This is a genomic window from Bartonella sp. AP11XZML, from assembly GCF_042196445.1.
In the GTDB taxonomy this organism is placed as follows: Bacteria; Pseudomonadota; Alphaproteobacteria; order Rhizobiales; family Rhizobiaceae; genus Bartonella.
The window spans coordinates 1-20,137 of the sequence record NZ_JBHIQF010000071.1; the positions used below are offsets into that span (position 1 = coordinate 1).

21 protein-coding genes and 2 pseudogenes are annotated in these 20,137 nt (G+C 35.0%); 20 read left to right on the forward strand and 3 right to left on the reverse strand.

The genetic code is table 11. The features are described from left to right. Positions 1 to 466, forward strand: a pseudogene (locus tag ACFIMG_RS06665) (hypothetical protein); the annotation flags it as partial. 139 nt (positions 467 to 605) lie between these two features. Here ACFIMG_RS06665 and ACFIMG_RS06670 read toward each other — a convergent pair. The 3 genes and pseudogenes from ACFIMG_RS06670 to ACFIMG_RS06680 form a co-directional block, all read right to left on the reverse strand. Beyond that, positions 606 to 1,076 (reverse strand): hypothetical protein, encoded by a 471-nt coding sequence (locus tag ACFIMG_RS06670; protein ID WP_375621685.1) that lies wholly within the window; start codon positions 1,074 to 1,076, stop codon positions 606 to 608. A gap of 1 nt (position 1,077) precedes the next feature. Then, positions 1,078 to 1,803: a conjugal transfer protein TraL gene (locus ACFIMG_RS06675; RefSeq protein ID WP_375621684.1), complete on the reverse strand. Its 726-nt coding sequence runs from the start codon at positions 1,801 to 1,803 to the stop codon at positions 1,078 to 1,080. Then, positions 1,800 to 2,096 (reverse strand): annotated as a pseudogene (locus tag ACFIMG_RS06680) (TraK family protein); the annotation flags it as partial. The pseudogene ACFIMG_RS06680 and the gene ACFIMG_RS06675, both read right to left, overlap by 4 nt. 253 nt (positions 2,097 to 2,349) lie before the next feature. On the opposite strand from ACFIMG_RS06680, the gene ACFIMG_RS06685 reads away from it, so the two are divergent. The 19 genes from ACFIMG_RS06685 to trbB all read left to right on the forward strand — a co-directional run bounded on the left by ACFIMG_RS06685 (position 2,350) and on the right by trbB (position 20,126). Continuing rightward, positions 2,350 to 2,679: a plasmid mobilization protein gene (locus ACFIMG_RS06685; RefSeq protein ID WP_375640477.1), complete on the forward strand. Its 330-nt coding sequence runs from the start codon at positions 2,350 to 2,352 to the stop codon at positions 2,677 to 2,679. Next, the gene (gene traI / locus ACFIMG_RS06690) at positions 2,676 to 4,583 is read left to right on the forward strand and encodes a TraI/MobA(P) family conjugative relaxase (RefSeq protein WP_375678743.1); all 1,908 of its coding nucleotides are present in this window, start codon (positions 2,676 to 2,678) and stop codon (positions 4,581 to 4,583) included. The genes ACFIMG_RS06685 and traI overlap by 4 nt, the downstream gene beginning before the upstream one ends. A gap of 162 nt (positions 4,584 to 4,745) precedes the next feature. Beyond that, the gene (locus ACFIMG_RS06695; RefSeq protein ID WP_208438657.1) at positions 4,746 to 5,423 is read left to right on the forward strand and encodes a VirB8/TrbF family protein; all 678 of its coding nucleotides are present in this window, start codon (positions 4,746 to 4,748) and stop codon (positions 5,421 to 5,423) included. 34 nt (positions 5,424 to 5,457) lie between these two features. Next, positions 5,458 to 6,339 (forward strand): P-type conjugative transfer protein TrbG, encoded by an 882-nt coding sequence (trbG, locus tag ACFIMG_RS06700; RefSeq protein WP_208438658.1) that lies wholly within the window; start codon positions 5,458 to 5,460, stop codon positions 6,337 to 6,339. Position 6,340: 1 nt separating this feature from the next. Beyond that, positions 6,341 to 6,802 (forward strand): hypothetical protein, encoded by a 462-nt coding sequence (locus ACFIMG_RS06705; protein WP_208438659.1) that lies wholly within the window; start codon positions 6,341 to 6,343, stop codon positions 6,800 to 6,802. Next, the gene (locus ACFIMG_RS06710; protein ID WP_375693589.1) at positions 6,799 to 7,998 is read left to right on the forward strand and encodes a TrbI/VirB10 family protein; all 1,200 of its coding nucleotides are present in this window, start codon (positions 6,799 to 6,801) and stop codon (positions 7,996 to 7,998) included. Before ACFIMG_RS06705 ends, ACFIMG_RS06710 begins: the two co-directional genes overlap by 4 nt. Positions 7,999 to 8,330: 332 nt before the next feature. Beyond that, positions 8,331 to 9,518: a JmjC domain-containing protein gene (locus tag ACFIMG_RS06715; RefSeq protein ID WP_375640481.1), complete on the forward strand. Its 1,188-nt coding sequence runs from the start codon at positions 8,331 to 8,333 to the stop codon at positions 9,516 to 9,518. Between the two features lie 116 nt (positions 9,519 to 9,634). Next, the gene (locus ACFIMG_RS06720) at positions 9,635 to 9,760 is read left to right on the forward strand and encodes a TylF/MycF/NovP-related O-methyltransferase (RefSeq protein WP_375678744.1); all 126 of its coding nucleotides are present in this window, start codon (positions 9,635 to 9,637) and stop codon (positions 9,758 to 9,760) included. A gap of 81 nt (positions 9,761 to 9,841) precedes the next feature. Beyond that, the gene (locus ACFIMG_RS06725; protein ID WP_375640482.1) at positions 9,842 to 11,056 is read left to right on the forward strand and encodes an MFS transporter; all 1,215 of its coding nucleotides are present in this window, start codon (positions 9,842 to 9,844) and stop codon (positions 11,054 to 11,056) included. A 297-nt stretch (positions 11,057 to 11,353) separates the two neighbouring features. Continuing rightward, positions 11,354 to 11,914, forward strand: a complete 561-nt coding sequence (locus tag ACFIMG_RS06730; RefSeq protein ID WP_375640484.1) for a recombinase family protein — start codon at positions 11,354 to 11,356, stop codon at positions 11,912 to 11,914. A 69-nt stretch (positions 11,915 to 11,983) separates the two neighbouring features. Then, positions 11,984 to 12,289, forward strand: coding sequence for a hypothetical protein (locus ACFIMG_RS06735; RefSeq protein ID WP_212112443.1), 306 nt, complete (start codon positions 11,984 to 11,986; stop codon positions 12,287 to 12,289). 205 nt (positions 12,290 to 12,494) lie between these two features. Continuing rightward, on the forward strand, positions 12,495 to 12,830 hold the full coding sequence (locus ACFIMG_RS06740; protein ID WP_375640485.1) for a hypothetical protein: 336 nt from the start codon (positions 12,495 to 12,497) through the stop codon (positions 12,828 to 12,830). Between the two features lie 71 nt (positions 12,831 to 12,901). After that, positions 12,902 to 14,836 carry a type IV secretory system conjugative DNA transfer family protein gene (locus ACFIMG_RS06745; RefSeq protein WP_375678741.1) on the forward strand — a complete coding sequence of 645 codons (1,935 nt, stop codon included), beginning with the start codon at positions 12,902 to 12,904 and terminating at the stop codon, positions 14,834 to 14,836. Further along, positions 14,833 to 15,351 carry a conjugative transfer signal peptidase TraF gene (traF, locus tag ACFIMG_RS06750; RefSeq protein WP_375640488.1) on the forward strand — a complete coding sequence of 173 codons (519 nt, stop codon included), beginning with the start codon at positions 14,833 to 14,835 and terminating at the stop codon, positions 15,349 to 15,351. Before ACFIMG_RS06745 ends, traF begins: the two co-directional genes overlap by 4 nt. A gap of 10 nt (positions 15,352 to 15,361) precedes the next feature. Next, complete coding sequence (locus ACFIMG_RS06755; RefSeq protein ID WP_208438664.1) at positions 15,362 to 15,583, forward strand: conjugal transfer protein TraD; 222 nt, start codon at positions 15,362 to 15,364, stop codon at positions 15,581 to 15,583. After that, positions 15,573 to 18,041: a zincin-like metallopeptidase domain-containing protein gene (locus ACFIMG_RS06760; protein ID WP_375640489.1), complete on the forward strand. Its 2,469-nt coding sequence runs from the start codon at positions 15,573 to 15,575 to the stop codon at positions 18,039 to 18,041. Before ACFIMG_RS06755 ends, ACFIMG_RS06760 begins: the two co-directional genes overlap by 11 nt. A gap of 82 nt (positions 18,042 to 18,123) precedes the next feature. Next, entirely contained in the window at positions 18,124 to 18,429 is a 306-nt protein-coding gene (locus ACFIMG_RS06765; protein WP_375621675.1) for a hypothetical protein, read from the forward strand. A gap of 82 nt (positions 18,430 to 18,511) precedes the next feature. Next, positions 18,512 to 18,970 (forward strand): hypothetical protein, encoded by a 459-nt coding sequence (locus ACFIMG_RS06770; RefSeq protein WP_375640490.1) that lies wholly within the window; start codon positions 18,512 to 18,514, stop codon positions 18,968 to 18,970. A gap of 181 nt (positions 18,971 to 19,151) precedes the next feature. Next, positions 19,152 to 20,126, forward strand: a complete 975-nt coding sequence (gene trbB / locus ACFIMG_RS06775; RefSeq protein WP_375621673.1) for a P-type conjugative transfer ATPase TrbB — start codon at positions 19,152 to 19,154, stop codon at positions 20,124 to 20,126. The last annotated feature ends 11 nt before the right edge of the window (positions 20,127 to 20,137 follow it).

Below are 20,137 nucleotides of genomic sequence, written 5' to 3' on the forward strand. Positions count from 1 at the left end.
TTTTCAAAATGCAAGGGTTTATGAAAATGGTAAAGTGAAAAGCTTTTTTGTAGACGTTTATGGTGATGCACAAATTTATGGCAACGCTATTTTTGAAGGCATGACAATAAATGATTATTGTGAGGTTTATGGCAACGCCCATATTCAAAACGCTGTTGTAATTGAAGGTAATGCAAAAATTTATGATAACGCCTCTGTAAGTGGACATGCTCATATTTCTGATTCATCTGTTATTTGTGATAATGCTCATGTCGGTGGCAATGCAAAAATAAGTGATGGTGCTTATATTTGTGATTATTCCTATGTCGTTGATGATGCCGTGGTTTGTGGTGCTTATGTATCTGGCGATTCTTGTATTCATAGCGCCGCCTCTTTAACTGAAGATGATCAAATTCATGATGAGGCTATTCCAAGATTTGGTAGTGAAGATGATTATTATCGTCATGAGTATGAGGATGTTGCGTAAATAAGATAAAGGCGAGGGGGACGCCTGCTTTTTAGGTATAAAAAAAGCCGTATCATAAAGATGCGGCTCCATTTTGAGATATTAACACTGAATAAGAATTTTAAAAAGTCTGTACTTTTTTCAAGTGATTTAAAAAATATTAATTTATATAATAATGGATTATAAGAGCAAAAAAACAGAGAATATTTGCTAATAAACTAGCACCTATTAATATTCCATAATTTCTGAGTTTTTTTAAAAATCTTTCCATATTATCATCTACACTTGATTTTATAGCAGACACTTTGGATAACGAGATTTCATATGATTTCATTTGTTCAGAAATATAATTCAAGTTTTTACTCATTTCTTGGTTGATTTCTTTGTTTATATATGTGGCTGCTTCAGTTATTAATTTTCCAGCTGTTTTTTTTTCTTCCTCTACCATAGCATTACGTGCAGTTAAAATGTAATTGATCATTTGATTTTGATGTTCGTGAAGTGTTTTTAAAGCTGAATCTAGCATTATATCAGATAAAAAAACAGTCATGAGAATTGGATCATTTGGTGGAACAAGTTGATTAAATTCTTTAGTTATTTTTTGCCGAATGGCATCAATATCAACGGACATTTTATATTCCTGGAATAATAGCTATCTGGTCAAATAACATGCTTTTGACGCGTGCTAAGCGGCTTTTGGCCATAATGCTGAATTCGTTTGAATTTGTAATTTCGTTAAAGGTTAATTTTTTATCAAGCATTGTTTTTATATCCTCCCCAAAAGTGCTAGATGTTTGTTGTGGAATTGTAACAATAGCAGAAATTCTTTCTTTAGTTTCTTCAAATACTTTCATTTCTTCAAAGTTTTTTCCATTAGCTGTAATGGGACCAAAGAATTCATTTTTCCAAACGACGATATTTGCTGTTTTTGGAATTTGGGTACATATGGAAAATAATCCAGATAATGTATCGGCCAGTGCTTGTCCACCAGTGATAATTGTATGAATAATTACATTCTTTTTAGCAGCGGCCAACAGATCAAAAGCTTCATTTTCCTTTAAATAATAGGCTAGAGGTAAAAATGTTGTAGCTCCATTATCAATAACATATTGACAATTAGAATGAAGCAATTCTTCCATAAGAGTATCAAAATTACGGGGAATAATTACGCTTTGCTCGAGAAGTTTTAAATGCTTTACATTAAAATTTTTATAGTTAGCAAAAGTTTGATTAACAGGATCAGTGTCTATACCTTTCACGTCTATTTTATTTTCTAGTAAATATTGCATCACAAGACTAGCTACAAATGATTTTCCTACTCCTCCTTTACCTTGTAAGGTCATGTGAATATTTGTCATATCATATCCTCTAATTTTTTGTTTGTATCGTGTATAAATGTACGTGATTTTTGTTGTGTTGTAATAGGATTAGCAGAAGTAGATTCTTTGGATTGAGTTTTTACTGATAAATCTGATGTAGCAGTAGTCTCAAGATTCTTTTTAAAATATTTTCGCACATATGATGCTAAGGCGTCATATGAAATATTTAAATTTGGATTTTTTCTTAAAATTTCTTTTAGGGAATACCCTTCTTTAATGGATTTTAAAATTAAATCTTTGTTGGCTAGAAAGACTATTCGCATTTTCCCCCATTCTGTTTTTTTTTCATTAACTTACCAACTTTTTATAATTCTTTACAAAATTTTTCAAATCTTTACAAAAAATAAATAGAACTGTCAATTAAAGGGATATTTTGGTAATTTTTATAAAAGTTTTTCTTTAAGAAAACGGCAAGATGTGTAATGTAGCGCTACGCAACTAACATTACTCAACTTATTCGCATAAAATGCTCAACGTATCTTGCTCTACGAGGTTTTATTGCATCCGCAATTTAAGAGGGGGAAAATGACACGGCCAAGAAAATTTAGACTAAGTGTTTGGTGCACTTTTGAGGAAAAAGAAAGCATAGAAGAAAATGCAAAACAGACAGGTTTGTCTATTTCTACTTATCTGCGCACTACTGGACAACTTGAACCCGTAAAAGCAAATATAGATTATGGGGCGGTAAAGGACCTCACTAAGTTACAAGGCGATTTAGGGAGAGTAGCTGGTTTATTAAAATTATGGTTAGTTACAAATAACGGGAAAGGGGGAATACCAAAAGATATAGATCAAATGATGGTAGCATTTCGTGAACTCCAAAAACAAATTTTTGAAAAAATATCCGAACTATGATTGCTAAGCGTGTTGAAAGAAAAAAAGCAACATCTAATATGGCACGATTGGCTCGTTATATTATGGATTTGGATGGTGGAGTTTTGCCAAGAGATTGGAAACTTACATCTGATTATATACTTGATAGCAATATACAAAATAGTAAAAAGGTAGCATCAGTAAGAGTTACAAATTGTCATACAGACGACCCTGTTATGGCAACAGAATTTATTTTAAAAACTCAAGATCAAAATAAAAAATCAAAGACTGATAAAACATATCATCTAGTATTATCTTTTCCAGCTGGAGAAACTCCAGAGAGAGAAATACTTTATGCAATTGAAGATAAATTTTGTGCAGCATTAGGTTATGAAAATCATCAACGTATTTCTGCTATCCATAAAGATACAGATAATCTCCATGTTCACATTGCCATCAATAAAATAAATCCCGAAAATTTTCGTAATCATGAACCTTTTTTTGATAAGCGTACACTTATGAAAACCTGTCAAAAAATTGAACAGGAATATAATTTGATCAATACGCCACATGGGAACGAAAAACAGTTTCTTGAAGATGAAATCCCAGATATTGAAAAAACGAAACAGCAAAAAAGAAAAGATTTTGAATACAGAACAGGGATAGAATCTTTCACAACATATGTGAGAAAAATAATTAAAGAATTTAATTTTACAGATTGGTCAGAACTCCATGAAAGTTTTGCCGATCATGGTCTCGTTATAAAAAAACGCGGGAATGGATTAGTTATAGGATCTCCTCTTCTTGATTTATGGGTGAAAGCTAGCAGTTGTGATAGAGGATTATCTTTATCTTCTCTTGAAAAAATAATGGGTCCTTATAGAGTCGTAAGGTCAGCAGGGCATAAAGAATATAAACCATTTCCTTATGGAAAAAGCAGTAAAGCTAAGACACGTTTATACGCTCGGTATGAAGAGCAGAAAAAGATAAGTAATTTAGAAAGACAGAAAAAATATCAAATATTACGGATGCAGAAGTGTGCTTTTTATGATGAAATTTTTGTTTGGTATAAACAACAGAGTTCTTTGTTGAAATTAATGCCTAAAAGTGCACGTGCTACGCTTCGGAATAAATTGAAATTACAAAAAGCACTTAAACAGCAAGAGTTAAGAAAAACTCAGAAAAATATTAAAAAAAAATTGGAAGAAAATAAATTTCCAAATTGGCGCGATTGGTTACATCAGCAAGCAAATATTGGTGATAAAGATGCTATGGATGTTTTGCATTCCATGAATGAACGTCGCGCTATTTTGTCTGATAATTTATTAACTGCGGAAACGGCTTTGAAAACAGGTGCTTTTCTACGTAAAGATCTAAATCCTTATTTTTTAAAAAATGGAAATATTCTATATAGGACTGTTGATGGAGGGATAATTATAGATGCTGGTGAGAAAGTTCATGCACAAATGTTTACTACTGGATCTGCGTATATTGCTTTAAGTCTTGCTGTTGAAAAATTTAAAGATCAGCCACTTGTATTAAATGGTACAGAAGAATTTAAACAAGAAGTTGCTAAATTGGCCGGTGTTCACAATATGAATGTTGTCTTTGATGATCCTATTTTAAATGCTTTAAAGAATGAAGTGAAGCAACACAACAGAGATAACATTGATAATTCACTACAAGAGTGGATAGAAGAGCGAAATAAATATACTGAAAATTTCCCTTATGTTGCATGGAACGGTGAAGAATCCATATTTAATTATGTAGGGCGTAGAAAAATTAGAGGAAAGAATTATCTTCTTTTTGAAAAAAATCAGAAAATTTTTGTCAAGGAAACTACAAAGAGAGGTTTTATTCAAGCTGGGTATTGGAAAAAAGGCATAAAAGTCAAGATTACAAAAAACAGTGTTAAAAATATTTCAGATAAAGAAGTAGAGACTTAAAGTATGTTTTTTAGTTAAAAAATATATATTTTTTGATTTTGGATAATTATTTTATGGATAAGTCGGAATTGTTTTCTTCACATTCAACGAAAAATGTTTCATAAGAAAGTTAATTGATCTTTAAAGAGAGCTGTTTAACTTTATAATTAAGGGGGGGGGACTGTGAAAACAAGCAAAGATTCTATAAAAGACAAACCCTCTAATCCCTATATTATAGCGCGTAAAGAATGGATGGAAAGGTATGGGGATTATATTAAGTCCGCTAATAATTGGCGTCTAGCAACTTTTGGAATGATTATTATTACTGCAATGTCAGTAGGGGCATTCATTTGGAAAGCAAATGAAGAAACTATAGTTCCTTATATAGTGCAAACCAATTCGGTTGGTGAGGTAACGCATTTATCAAAGGCAAATGTTGCTTCTAAACCAAATGCAACCCATATTCGGGCGGCATTACGTAATTGGCTGATTGGGGCACGTACTGTTTATGTTGATATGAGAGCAGAAGAAGATCTCATAAACCAGACATACTCAATGACCTTACCTCAATCACCAGCATATGCTATGCTTGTTGAATATCATAAACAAAATGATCCTTATTCACGTGCTTCAATGGAGACAGTAGAAATTCAAGTTAATGCAATTGTTCCTGTTTCTAATGATACTTGGCAAATTGAATGGACTGAAAAGAAAAGAGCACGATCAGGAGCTATTATTGATAGTAAACTTTGGCAAGCTACCGCTACAATTATTTTAGCAATACCAAAAACTGAAAAGCAAATGATGCTGAACCCTATTGGGTTATATGTTAAACAATTTGCATGGACGCCAAGACTTTAAAAACAATCATAGTAAAGCGTAAAGCGGGAATTTTATGTTTAAGAAATTTATTTTTATAAGTACAGTGTTTTTTGTAACATCAAAAGCTCTGGCAACAGATGTATCACACAATATTAATTTTGTTTCTCCTCAAAGAATACATCTTACTGATAAGGAAGCATGGGGAATTAGATTAGCAAATCAATGGAAGAATAATCCCAAAAGACCTATATATTCTGGCGACGGCAGTGTTAGATATCTTTATGGAGCTACTTTGCCTACATTGGTGTGTACACCATTAGAGGTTTGCACGATTCAGTTACAATCGGGAGAAACTATAAATTCTCTCCATGCTGGTGATACTGTAAGATGGAAAATTAGTCCCACGGTAAGTGGTGTAGGAGCCGCAGAAACAACTTATGTTGTTGTAAAGCCTGTAGATGCTGGTTTAACAACAAATCTCTTTATTACGACGGATCGCCGTACTTATATGATCAAACTTGCTAGTACGCAAAGTTCTTCAATTCCTGTTCTTTCTTTTATTTATCCTGATGATACAGATCAAGATTGGTCTGCGTATAAAGCAGCTACAGATAAAAGCCGTACTACATTACCAACGGGTCAAAACTTAGCTGCTCTCGATTTTAACTTTCGTATCACGATTAGTGATCGAAGAATTAAATGGTATCCGAGACGTGTTTATACAGATGGGTTTAAAACTTACATTGAATTACCTAGTGATGGAATTAGAGGAATGGCGCCTGCTTTAATTGCTGTTGGTGATGATGGTGGCTTCTTAAAAAAGCCTAGTGAAAGATTAATAAACTATCGCATTATTGGAAATAGATATGTTGTTGATGCCGTTATTAGCAAAGTAGCTATGATTTCTGGTGTAGGAAGTTCTCAGCAGAGAGTAACAATTATTAGGGGGCGTTAAAATGTTAAAATATTTATTGCTGTTACCTCTTGCTTTGACAGTTGGTTGCACGTCTATAAGTCGTCATTCATCTTTGTTGGTCAATTATGTTGATCAAAATGTTACGGAGAATGACGCAAATTTAATTACTAGTGATTTTGTTCGCTATCTTAGAGATCCTTTACCACCTGCAACTACAACATTTATTGTAAAAACAAATGATACAGAAGATAAGTTTACATCTTTATTGGTCAATCTTCTACAAAGGAATGGCTATGGTGTAATTTATACAGATCAACCAGAAAAACATAAAAACATGGGTATAAATTTAACCTACAAAGTGATGCCCTTGGATCAAGGTATAGTATTGGTGGCACAATATGGTTTAACTGAAATAACGCGTCATTATGTTCGTTTAAAAACTGGAAATATTGTACCAGCCGCTCCTTTTATTGCTCGTGTAGATGATGGGGGTAAAGGGTGAAAAACGATCAAAAAAGTAGTCCTTCTGAATCTCCTGATTTTTTTTCTGTAAAACCCAAAGGACGAGGTGTACGGCGGTTAAACAATATACCTTTTATAGGTGCTATAGGTATCATTTTTTTTGCTCTGCTTGGTATTACATATACTTTTATGTTGCGACAGCAATCTAATNTCTTACCAGCACAGTCAACCAAACCAATTGAAACTAAGCAGTTGCTAACAAAAGATCCAGAACAAAAGCCGCTCGATGAAACTGTAGATGAAGAAGATGAAACACAAAAGAGATTATTAACACATATTGTAGAGAGGCGTTTTGCTAAAATGGAGGCTGCTTTAGATTCTGATCCTATGGTTTCTTTTACAATCAATTCAAAGATGCAAAATCAGTCTCAAGTTCAAGATAAAGATCCGCAAAAAGCAACTCTTGAAAATTTATTGGGTCGATCTGGATTATCCGCTAACTCATCGTTGTACAATGGTGATGGAGGACATGATCCTAATATGCAATCACAAAAAATTGCTTTTTTATCTCAATCTCCAGAAGCAGCAGTTTATTTAAAAAATACGCGTCAAGAAGCTATCAAGGCAAGTCTTGAGATTAAGGCTGGAACCATTATTCCTAGTGTTATGATAAGTGGTATTAATAGTGATTTGCCTGGACAAATTATAGCTCAAGTAAGAGAAAGTATCTACGATTCCACTACTGGTCAAAATGTTTTAATTCCTATGGGCTCGAGGCTGATAGGAACATATGATAGTCGTGTATCTACTGGTCAAAAAAGAGCGCTTATTGCTTGGTCGAGAGTTATTTATCCTGATGGTTCTTCTTTATCTCTTGGGAATATGCCGGGGACAGATCAGTCTGGTTATGCTGGATTTAAGGATAAGGTTAATAATCATTATTTAAAAATCTTTGGTAATGCTTTTTTACTTTCTGTCATTTCGGGAGCTTCACAATTGTCTCAAAAAACACATAAGACAGGTAATGATGATAGTAAAACAGAGACAGCAAAAGAAACGTTAGCGGCAGAGCTTGGTAGACAATGGGGCGAAGTCGGTATTGAAATGACACGTAAAAATCTAGGTATTCAGCCAACAATTATTATTCGTCCTGGTTATAATTTCAATATAATGGTGACAAAAGATATCATTTTGCCTGCTTGGCGAGGGCATCCGATGGCTTCTCTTCCTTATTAATTTTAAAAGACGGCTTAGTTTTTTCATAGAATACCGTAGTATAAGGTATTCTATATACATAAATTAAAATAATAAGGGCATAAGAATGGCAAATACTTTTGAAAATAGTATAAGTTTTAGATTGACAGTTGTATAAGATAAATGATTATATCGAATGTGTTAATTATTAAATTTAAAAAGGAGGAGTAGACATGTCTCTTAATAAAGAAGATATTAAATTTGTACCATCAGCAGCCTTAGCTTCTGCACAGCACGTTTTATTTTAAGGCTTTCCAAAGAGATGATGGTATCGGAAGATGCCGTCATCTTTATTCGTTGGGGGGGAGATATGTATGATTGACCAGATTATAGGTCCAGTTGGACGCCAAGCTTTTTTAGCTAATTATTTTGAAAAAAAACCATTAATACAAAAATCTGCCAGTAAGTTACATTCTCTGTTCTCGATACGTGATTTTGATCGTTATCTAATCGCGGGAGAGGGTTCACTGCATAATTTTGTGAGAATATCTAAGAATGGTGCTACGATAAATATTCCAACTTATAATGGTCAAGCTATAACACAACGAGAATTTATTCTTGAACAATTTAAGACAGGTGCAACGCTTAAGCTAGAAGAACTTGACGCAAGACATCCAAAAATTTCTATTTTGTGCAAACAATTAGAGCAGATTTTTGGTGGATATGCATTTGCAAAACCATTTTTGACTGGTGCTAATTTCAAAGGATTACCAGCTCACTTTGACACAACGGAAGTTTTTGTTGTGCAACTGGAAGGCAGAAAATCATGGAAAGTTTGGGAAAAACTAGTTGAAAATCCTACTTTGCCTATGCAGCGCTCTCTTGTTGAAGATGAACTATTAGCACCTGAAATTGAAGTTGTTCTTGAAAAAGGAGATATTCTGTATATTCCTGCCGGCACTCCTCATGTTGCTAAGTGCCTAGATGATTATTCTCTGCACATGGCTTTTGGTTTGCAACCGATTAAGATTTTTGAGGTGTTGGAAGGTTTTATTCGCTTAATGTCCGAACATGTTGGTGACTTACGCAAGAATGTTTTTCCATTTAGCGAGCAGACCACATTAGAAAAATTAACGAAGGATCTATTAAAACGAATGGCAGGAGTGCCATTTGAAGAGATATTATCTGATTTTGAAATTGCTTACAACGCCACAAAACATGAAATATCAGACGAACGATTGGCATCTCTGGTCCATGCGCATAACATTAATAGCCAAACACATTTACAGGTGCGTTTAGGAGCAAATTTGCGCATTCGAGAGAATGAGGACGGAGAACACATATCTGTTTATTTTAGCTCAACAATCCATCCAGGTAAACCTCTCGTTTCTACACCTTCAAGTTTATCATTGCCTGCTTTTTGTCGAGATGAAGTTGAATCGATTTGTGCTAAAAATTATGAAGTGTTTACTCCTGTTTCTTTGGCAGGAAAATTGAACGATGAATCGAAAGTGACGCTTTGTCGTGAATTGGTAAATTTTGGAATTATTTTTTTGGTGTGATTCAATGTGGGAGATTAAAAATGAAATATATCTTAATCTTCTTGAAAAATATTGATTAACGCAATTTATGAGCCAGACATTCTAATTAAAACGGCTAAAGATATTGAAGCGATCTTATTGATTGCGGTGTTTTTAGAGGAAAAACAGCTATTTATATGGCAGGTGTATTACATAATTTATCTTCGTCGCGATGTGTATTTGTAGCAGATTCTTTTAATGGCTTACCAGTACCGAGTTTGTAAGATGGCTGTTAATGCCTTTATGGCGCAAGAAAAAATCAATAATCCAATAAGCATTGCTGATGAAAAAGCAGGAGTCGTATTTTGGCACAAGTAAATGCAACAAAAAAAAATTGCTTGTTTATGCTTTTATTGGGTAATGGCTTAGTGTCATTTGGGGGCTGGATTGATTATATAGTGATTTTGACCGTATCTGTGTTTTACTGGAAAGCTGATCAATATGATGTCGCTTTGATTGGAGCGGTAACATTATTACCTGGAATAGTTCTGTCTAAGCCAATTGGAATGCTGGTAAGTAGCCATTATATGATCCATTGGTTGCGGGCATCACTGCTGTTGCGGGCGTTATGTACTGTCGTTTTATTAATGGCGACGAGTCTGCAAGGATTTATTATATTGGCAGTCATTCGAGCAACATTCAATAGTATTGCTATTCCAGCAATTTCTGTTCTCAGTGCAAATTCTGTTCCTGAAAAAGAACGGAACCATTATTATTCTGTGCTTAACATGATCAGTAGCGCAGCAAAGATGATCGGACCCGCTTTGGGGAGTGCTCTGTCTGTACTTTTATCAGATACCTATACTTTATTATTTTCGGGATTTTTGACATTCCTAGGCTTTATTGTGTTTTGTTGTATTGGTGCACAACTTGTCTCGTCGCTAAGAATAAAAAAAGCGAATACCACGCAAGTACAGCAGAGGCTTTATGGGACAGCTTGGTATGCCTATGTGGGGGTGATGTTCATTTATTTTGCCATGGTCTTTATGGTGAATAATCAGTTGCCCGTTATTCTCAGCACAATGAAAATGAATAAACAGACTCTTGGAATGCTGGTATCTGCTTCAGCGATTGGTAATTTTCTCTATGGGTTTTGGCGTGTGAAAAAATCAAAGCATAACCCCCTTACAGGAAAAATATCTGAGTTGTTAATGCCAGCCATGTCAACAATGGTTTGTTTTGTCATTATCTCAGTGTGCTTTTTTTACTTTGATTTACTTCATATTGAGACTTTGTTGCTTTGTTTTTTCCTTATTGGAATGGTCAGTGCTCGCTTTTTCATATCTTCTAACATTTATCTGGTAACCCATTTCAATGAACAAATTGGGATTGCTTCTGGATGGGTACAGTCTATCCAAAATTCAGCGATGTTGGTGGCGCCGTTTGTTGGAGCATTTGTTTTAGGTCACACTTCGGGTGGAAAGTTGTTCCTTCTTTCTGGTGTGATTGGATTATGCTGTTTATTGGGGATCAGGATGTTGGTAAAAAGTTCTTTGTCAACTGTTTTTTTTAATGATTAGAATCATCATTCTAAACAAATATTTTAACTAATTTTTTTAGGTTCAGGCTAGAAGGTACAGCATCTCATTTAACTAGTTACGCAATTAGTCAATCTGATTTTGTTGTTGTATTAATGAGCAGAAAGTAGAGTCCTATTAATAAAATTTGCTATTTTAAAACTACGCCTTTCTATGGGACAGTTTGTCTCAAAACTTATAATATTTGATATATTCCAAAATAGCAAAAAATATGTATCATAAATCATATATTTATATTATGATATAAAAATTGTATCTAAAAAGATTTATGAGACAAAAATGGCACTTCTAGGTTATGCGAGAGTATCAACTAATCAACAAAAATTAGCTCTTCAAATTACTGAACTTCAAAATGCTGGAGTACGCGAAGACCGTGTATTTACTGATATAAGTACAGGTTCTACAGATAAACGTGAAGGGTTGCAACGGTTGCTTTATCGAGCAGAAAGAGATGATACTATTCTCTGTACAAAAATGGACAGACTTGGGCGTAATACTGCTGATATGATCTCTATCGTTGATAGTTGTTACAAGAAGGGTGTGTTTATTCGTTTTCTGGAAAATGGTCTTAGTACCGAAGGAACGATGGGAAAAATGGTCATTCAAATTTTAGCTGCTGTAGCAGAAGCTGAACGGGCACGTATTTTGGAGCGTACCAATGATGGACGGACTGCTGCGATGGCAGCAGGTGTAAAATTTGGTCGAAAGTTTCATCCAAAGACAGAGATGGCAATTGCACTGATTAAGAAGAGCCTATCCTCCAACATTGTTAAGGAAAAAACAGGGATTTCTCATGCTACTTATTTTAGGATTAAAAAACGGCTTTCTATAAAAAATTAGAGACACTTTGATTGACCAGATTCAACCATTAAATTAAATATAAATAAGCATTACAGAAAGGAGTTTTCTATGGAAAAGAAATTACCCAAAAGTTATATGACGGATGCTGAACGTGAGGAATTACGAGTAGGCGGTTTAGATCAAGACTGTATCTACCTTGCTGAATCAGAAGCAGCAGATCATGCTGGTGATGACAAAGCAGCATGGGAGTGGTTAGCAATGGCTGATTTACCAGCTCACACACTCTTATTTCTTAGATCTCAAAATGGAGCGCAATTTATACGTGATATGGGATTTTCTACAAAGAATGCGGATGAGGAATATGGTCCAGATTGGTTAGACAAAGGTGTTATGATAGGAGGTCATTATTTCTAAAGAATTAGAACGGATTTTGTCTCGCGAAGAAGGCTATGTGAAAAAAATAAATGATACATTAGCCTCTAAGAGATTATGTGATATACGAAATGATTTGTGTACTCATATTCGTAACGTTGGAAAGAGGGGGGATTTATCATCGCTTCTTGATATAGAGCATAGCATAATAAAAAGTGACTTGTTTAGGTACTCCAATAGCAAGGCAATGTTCAATAGCCTTAAAACGGCTTTGACGGAAATAGATGTTGTTAAGAAGCATGTGGAGCTTGTAAAAAATCCTGAGAAATATAAAGCTGTAAATGAGGCTTATAGTTTATCGAAAAATCGAAAAGGCGGTTTGCCTTATGATGAAGCGCGACAAGCAATGGCATCTCATTATACACGATTGGGGAATCTAGACAAAGCGCGTTTAACATCAGTTGAGAAATCAATTATTGATGTGCGGAGGGACAATATGAAGGTGATGCGAAAACTCTACGAAAAAATGCAAGCAAAAGCTATAGGTATAGATCTTGCGCGCGATAAAGGTCATTCTCTTTAAGAGATATTATATTTTTATTTTTTATATTTAGTATATTGATATATACATTAAAAATGAATAAGGGGGGAAAATTGGGAAATCAATCTACACATATACCCAAAAGAAAATCTCGATTGATATTTATCTTTTTATTCATTGTATATTTTATTCTCCTTAATCAATTTTGTACACAATATTTAGCACATACTTTTCATTATAGTGTTTCTCTTGGTTCCAATTTTAAAGGAGTGTATTCGCCCTTTTCTTGGTTTTCTTGGGTTTTTAAATTTTATGATTATGCTCCTAGTCAGTGTAATGTAATATTTGTTCTCTTTTGTGCTGGTCTTTTGATTGGATTTGTTGGTTTTACTCTTTGGGCTGGTTTTTCTTCAAGGAGTAACAAAAGTACCGATGATTTACATGGAACAGCGCATTTTGCAACTTTTGATGAAATTCAAGAAATGGGGCTTATACCACATAAAAAAAAAGGAGAGGGTGTATATTGTGGAGCATTTGCTGATCCAAAAACAGGAATGTTGCATTATTTGCGTCATGATGGACCAGAGCATATAGCAGCTTTAGCGCCTACACGTTCTGGTAAAGGTGTTGGTTTAGTAGTACCTACTCTTTTGAGTTGGCCACACAGTCTTTTTGTTCTTGATACAAAAGGTGAAAATTATGCCATGACTGCTGGATGGCGGAAAAAGTATGCAGGGAATAAGATCCTAAGATTTGATCCGGCAGAACCAAAAGTTGGATGTTCATGGAATCCATTAGGAGAAATTCGTTTCAGAACACGTTATCAAGTAGCGGATGCACAAAACATAGCCTTAATGGTTATTGATGATGATGGAAAAGGGATTGCTGGTGATCATTTTAGATCAGCGGCTTTTGAACTTTTGAATGGTCTCATTCTTCATGCTCTTTACAAGGCAGAAAAAATTGGACGTATACCTTGTTTGCAAGATTGTGCACACATGTTAACGGGAGTAGGAGATTTTGCTACTGTTATTGAAAATAATGATGATTTTGATGAAGACGGTGATCCAAAAGCGCTTTCTAGTTTGTTTCATGAAATGGAAAATCTTGATATAAAAAGTGATGATCCTCTATTTCAGGATGCAGATAAAGAAGCAAAACTTGTTATCAACGGTGTTGGTCGTCGTATGGCTGGAACACCAGCACGCGAGTTAGGGTCTATTATTTCGACGGCAAATAATGCTCTGTCTCTTTATCGTGATCCTATTGTTGGTGAAAACACAAAATATTGTGATTTTTATATTAGTGATTTGATGGATACAGAAGATCCCGTCTCACTGTATTTCATTACAACGCCGCGTAATTTAGATAGAATGAGACCATTAGCACGATTGCTATTGACCCAAATGGTTCTTTCTCTTTCAGATCGCATGGAATTTGATGATGGAAGATCCAAAACCAATCACAAACATCGTTTGCTTTTAATGCTTGATGAATTTCCAACTTTGGGAAAATTGGAAATTTTTGAAAAGGCTCTTGCCTACATTGCTGGGTACGGGCTTAAAGCTTATATCATCACTCAAGATGTGCAACAGCTCTACAAAGCTTACACTACAAATGAAAGTATTATTTCAAATTGTCATATTCGTATTGCTTACGCTCCTAATAAAGTCGAAACAGCCGAATGGATGAGTAAAATGGCGGGAGAGACGACGGTTGTTCGCGAAAAGATTTCCACTTCTGGAAAACGTTTTGGTATGGCACTTGAACAGGTTTCAACGTCTTATGAAGAAACACGCCGCCCATTGATGACGCCCGATGAAATCATGCGCCTGCCTGGAGCAAAAAAAGATAATTCTGGGAATATTGTTGAACCTGGGGAAATGCTTATTTTTGTAGCTGGAAATAGCGTCATTAGAGGAACACAAATTCTTTATTTTTTAGATCCAGTTTTTTCAGAAAGGTCAAAAATTTCTCCTCCTGCTACAGATCGTTTGCATGAGAGAAATAAAAGCAAAGAAGATAAGAAAGGCTTTGTTCTCTTATGAAAAAAGCTATGGCCATTCTTACTTTATGTACTATTACGCTTGCATGTTTTTTTCTATTTGCCGTTTCCCAAGGGTTCAGAATTAATTATTCGCATTCGGCGCCTGTAGGTCTTTGGAAAGTTAATTATTTTCAAAAAGAAGTACGAAGGGGGGAGCTTATGGAGGTTTGTCCTCCAGATGTACCTATCGTTAAGATGTTTATTGAAAAAGGATATCTTCAATCTGGAGCTTGTCCTAGCGGGTCTGTTCCTTTTTTGAAACCATTAGTAGCTCTTTCTGGTGATGTGATTAACATAACTGAAAAAGGTATCAGTGTTAATGGTCATTTATTGAAAAATAGCCAAAGAAGAGGGGGGATATCAAGTATGCCAAATGGAAAATACCTTGTTGAAGAAGGATATGCTTGGTTTGTTTCAAGTTTTGATCCTGTAAGTTTTGATAGTCGTTATTTTGGAGCTGTTTCGATTATGAATATTATCGGTGCTGCTAAACCCATTTTAACTTTTAAGAATTGAGATTTTAATAATGAAAAAAGCGCGAATACAAGTATGTCATGTAATTTCTACAGTTTTAAATGATGTTTTTATACCCGGAATACAAGTTGAGTTGGATTCAGAAGAAGCAGAAAGCTATGGAGTTTTTTTAGAAACAGCCCTTTCAGAAGAAGACGCTTGGGATTCGTCGTGTATTACAGATCCATCTGAAATTGATAATTTTAATGATATAGGGGGGAGTGATGAGTTTTGATTATGCAAAAACAGTAACAGATTATTTTATTAAACTGCTTCAACAAGGAGCAGCACCATGGCAGCAACCATTACCTCCCGGATGTGTGAGATCTCCTTATAATCCACAAACAGGTAAAAATTATAATGGTATTAATAATCTTTGGCTTGCAAGCCAAAAATATACTGATCCACGTTGGCTTACATATCAGCAGGCAAATGAAATGGACTGTAGAATTAAAAAAGGTATGAAAAGTACGGATATTATTTATTGGAAACAGAATGAAAAGGTCTCTTTTTATGATGATGATGGAAAAAAACATGAGAAGTTTGAAAAACTTTCTTACCCCCGTATTTTTTTAGCAAAAGTTTTTAATGGTGAACAAATTGATGGATTACCTCCATTGGAACCACGTCCTATTTTATCGGAAGAGGTAAGACATGCACGAGCAAAAGCACTTTTAACCGCATCAGGCGCAAAAATTGATATTGATGATAGAAATCATGCTTTCTATCGTGGTGGTGATAATGATACTCTTTTTTTACCAAAACAATCTCAATTTGATTCAAGTGATTATTTTTATGCTACAGCATTACATGAACTTGGACATTGGACTGGACATTTTTCAAGACTTAATCGTGACATGATGTATCCTGTTGGGTCTTCTGGATATGCCAAAGAAAAGCTTCGAACAACTATTGCCTCCTTTATGATTGGAGAGGAATTGAATATAGGTTATGATCCAAGTCATAACGCTTCCTATGTTTCTTCATGGATTGAAGCTATGCAGAATGATCCAAAAGAAATTTTTAGAGCGGCTTTTGAAGCAGAAAAAATCAAAAATTTCATAATAGGATTAGAAACAGTCAAAGTTGTTGAGGCTGAGAAAGAGTCATTTATATCGATAAACACTGATCGTGAACTAGCTAATACAGAAAAGATTTTTTTGAATGTTCCTTATTCACAAAAAGAAGAGGCAAAAGCCGCTGGAGCTAAGTGGGATAAAGATGCAAAATCTTGGTATGTTCCTGCTGGTACAAATTTAATTGAAAAAGGTTTTGCTAGGTTTTCTCATGGAGATGCAGAACCAAACACAACTTTGCCGATAGAACAACAGTTCAAGGAGGCGCTTCGTTCTGCTGGTTTAATTGTTGAGAATCCACTTATGGATGGAAAATTGCATAGAGTTTCCGTTGAAAATGATAAAAAAACTCAAAAGAGTGGGGCTTATATTGGTTATTCCTCATTGGATGGTGGCTATATTCAAAATTTTCGCACTGGTGACAAAATTTATTGGAAACCTGAAAAGTCTGCGGCGCCTTTATCTTTAGAAGAAAAAAAAAGATTAGCCATAGAAGCTAAAGAGCGACAAGAAATTTTAAGAAAAGAGATTGCAGAAAAACAAAATAATGCAGCGATACTTTCATCACAAATATGGGAGGCTAGTAAAATAGCAACTCCAGATAATGCATATTGTAAGCTTAAAGGTATAAATCAGATGAGTGATTTAAGAGAGGTTCCAGATGATTTTCCAGAGGACATTAAAAAACAAGGGGTGAGAGTTGCAAAATCAGTTGAGGAAGCAAAAATAATAAAAAAAAGCAATCCTAATATCCGCACATTTTTGGCAGGTGATTTAATTATTCCAATATGGGATAAAAATAATAATTTAAGTACCCTTCAGACGGTTAATCCTACTTTTAAATCTTTTATGAAAGATGGGAAAAAACATGAGTGTTTTACGATTGTAGGTTCTAATAATGTAGGAATATCCGCCCTTAATAATGATTTAGAAAATCCTATCCTTATTGCGGAAGGATATGCAACAGCTTTTTCTGTAGCACAAATGACTCATATGCCAGTTGTAGCGGCTTTTGACTCTGGAAATTTAAAAAATGTAGGTAGAGTAATGCGTGATAAATATCCAGATCGCGTGATTTTGTTTGTTGCGGATAATGATCATGCTTCGCAAGAAAAATTACTTTCTAATGGAAAAAAAGGAACCAATGTTGGAATTACCGCTGCTTATAATGCGGCAGCAGATGTTGGAGGAGTAGTAGTTTATCCGGAATTTCAGAAAGAAGAGAACAAATTTTCTGATTGGGACGATTACAAAAGAATACATGGTAGTGATAAAGCCAGAAGCGATTTTACATCTAAAATGAAAATTGCCGAAATAGAAGCAAGAGTGATGTCCGAGCGACTCCAAACACTTGCAAATATGCAGGACCAATTTGCTATTGATGACCCAACAACAGCACTTGATGATCAATATGTTTATGAAGAGCGTGAAGCTGCTAATCAACTTCGCCAAAGAGCAACTACCCTCAATGGTCGTAATATTAATTCAAGTGATAAAGCTATGATTTCTCGTGTAAGATCTCATATTTTGCAGGATAGAGAACAAAAACTTTCTCAAAATCCCAACGCAGCTTCATATAGAGAAAGAAAAAATCGCGAAATTGAAAGTGAGTTTTAGTTAGGTAGAGGATTTGTTTTTTATTGCTCAGATCTAGCCTTTAAATTAATATGTAAACATACACTAAGATAAGGAGGTTTTCATGGAAAATAAATTACCAAAAAGTTATATGACTGATGCTGAACGCGAGGAATTACGAGCAGGTGGTCTTTCTCAAAACAGTATCTATATGGTTGAAGCAGAAGCAGCTTCCAAGGCGAATGATAACAAAGCAACTTGGGAATGGTTAGCGATGGCTGAATATCCAGCACATGCACTTTTACTTCTTAGACATCAACGTGGAGCGCAATTTATACGAGATATGGGATTTTCTACCAAAAGTGCTGATGAAAAATATGGCCCGGACTGGTTAGATAAAGGTGTTGTAATAGGAGGTCATCATTTCTAATAAATTAGAAGAGCTTTTTTTACAACAAAGTATACTAGTACAAGATCTTGAAAAAACATTAGTATCTCAAAAATTACACAATGTGCGAAATAATCTATGTGATCATATTCGTAATGTTGGAAAAAGTGGGGATTTATCATCGCTTCTTGATACGGAGAGTGATCTTATAAAGGATGATTTGCTTCGGTATGCTAATAGTAAAGCTATGGCCAGTAGCCTTGAAACAGCATTAACTGAAATAGATGTTGTTAAAGATCACATAAAATTGGTTTCTAATTCTGAGAAATATGATGCGATAAATAGAGGACATAGTCTACCAAAGCATCGTAAAGGAGGATTGCCTTATGATGAAGCGCGAAAAGCAATGGCGTCTCATTATACACGACTAGGAAATCTGGACAAAGCGCGTTTAACATCAGTTGAGAAATCAATCATTGATGTGCGGAGGGACAATATGAAGGTGATGCGAAAACTTTATGAAAAAATGCAAGCTAAAGCTATAGGTATAGATCTTGCGCGCGATAAAGGTCATTCTCTTTAATAAAAAACCATAGAATTTAAGTAACAGGAATGTGGATTTTTGCTATTACGATAGATATTTTTGTTGTTCAAATTTAATCTTTAAATTATTATGCCGACATTATTTTAAAAAGCTTTAAGTTTTACATTCTTCTCATTATCTAGAGTGAACGGGGTATATTCTTAAAAGCGGGGATGGGAGAATGGCTGTTACAGCATTTAAAGGTGGACGAAGTTCAGAGCAAAATAGACGTCTCATTGAGAAGCTGCGTTTTGAATTTGGACCGCAGATATGGGGTTACCTAGATGATCCTACAGTCATAGAAATTATGTTAAATCCTGATGGTACATTATGGGTTGAACATTTGGGAGAACCTAAAAAAGCTGTCGGCATGGTGGATGCGCATAGGGCAGAAGCCGCTATGGGAACAGTAGCTACAGCTCTTGGAACGCAAATTACCAAAGAAAATCCTATTCTTGAATGCGAATTACCAATGAATGGAAGCCGCTTTGAAGCGGTAATTCCACCTATCGTTTCCGCCCCAACATTTACAATTCGAAAAAAAGCAACGAAAATTTTTACTTTAGATGACTATGTTGCAAAAAACATCATTACTCCACATCAAAGATCGCTTTTAAATGTTGCTGTTAAAGATCATAAAAATATTCTTGTTGTGGGTGGAACAGGAACTGGAAAAACTACCTTAACGAATGCAATCTTAAAGGAAATGACAGATACATTTCCTGAAGAGCGCTTTGTAATCATTGAAGATACAGCTGAACTTCAATGCGCTGCACCTAATACTGTAACATTTCGAGCTGTGGAATATATTGATATGACGCGGTTGTTAAAGGTGACTATGCGTATGGCACCAGATCGCATTATTGTTGGCGAAGTAAGAGATGGCGCAGCTTTAGCTTTGTTAAAAAGCTGGAATACTGGACATCCAGGTGGAATAGCAACTGTTCACGCCAATGATGCAACAGCAGGATTAACAAGAATCCAACAATTAATATCAGAAGTAACCATTGCTTCCATGCAATCACTGATAGCGGAAACAATTGATGTAGTTTTGAGTATTGAAAAAACCTCCTCAGGTCGCAAAGTCAAAGAAATTATTGAAGTTTGTGAGTACGACCTCGCACTCAACAAGTACATAACAAAAATCATTCATTAAAGGAGCAAAAT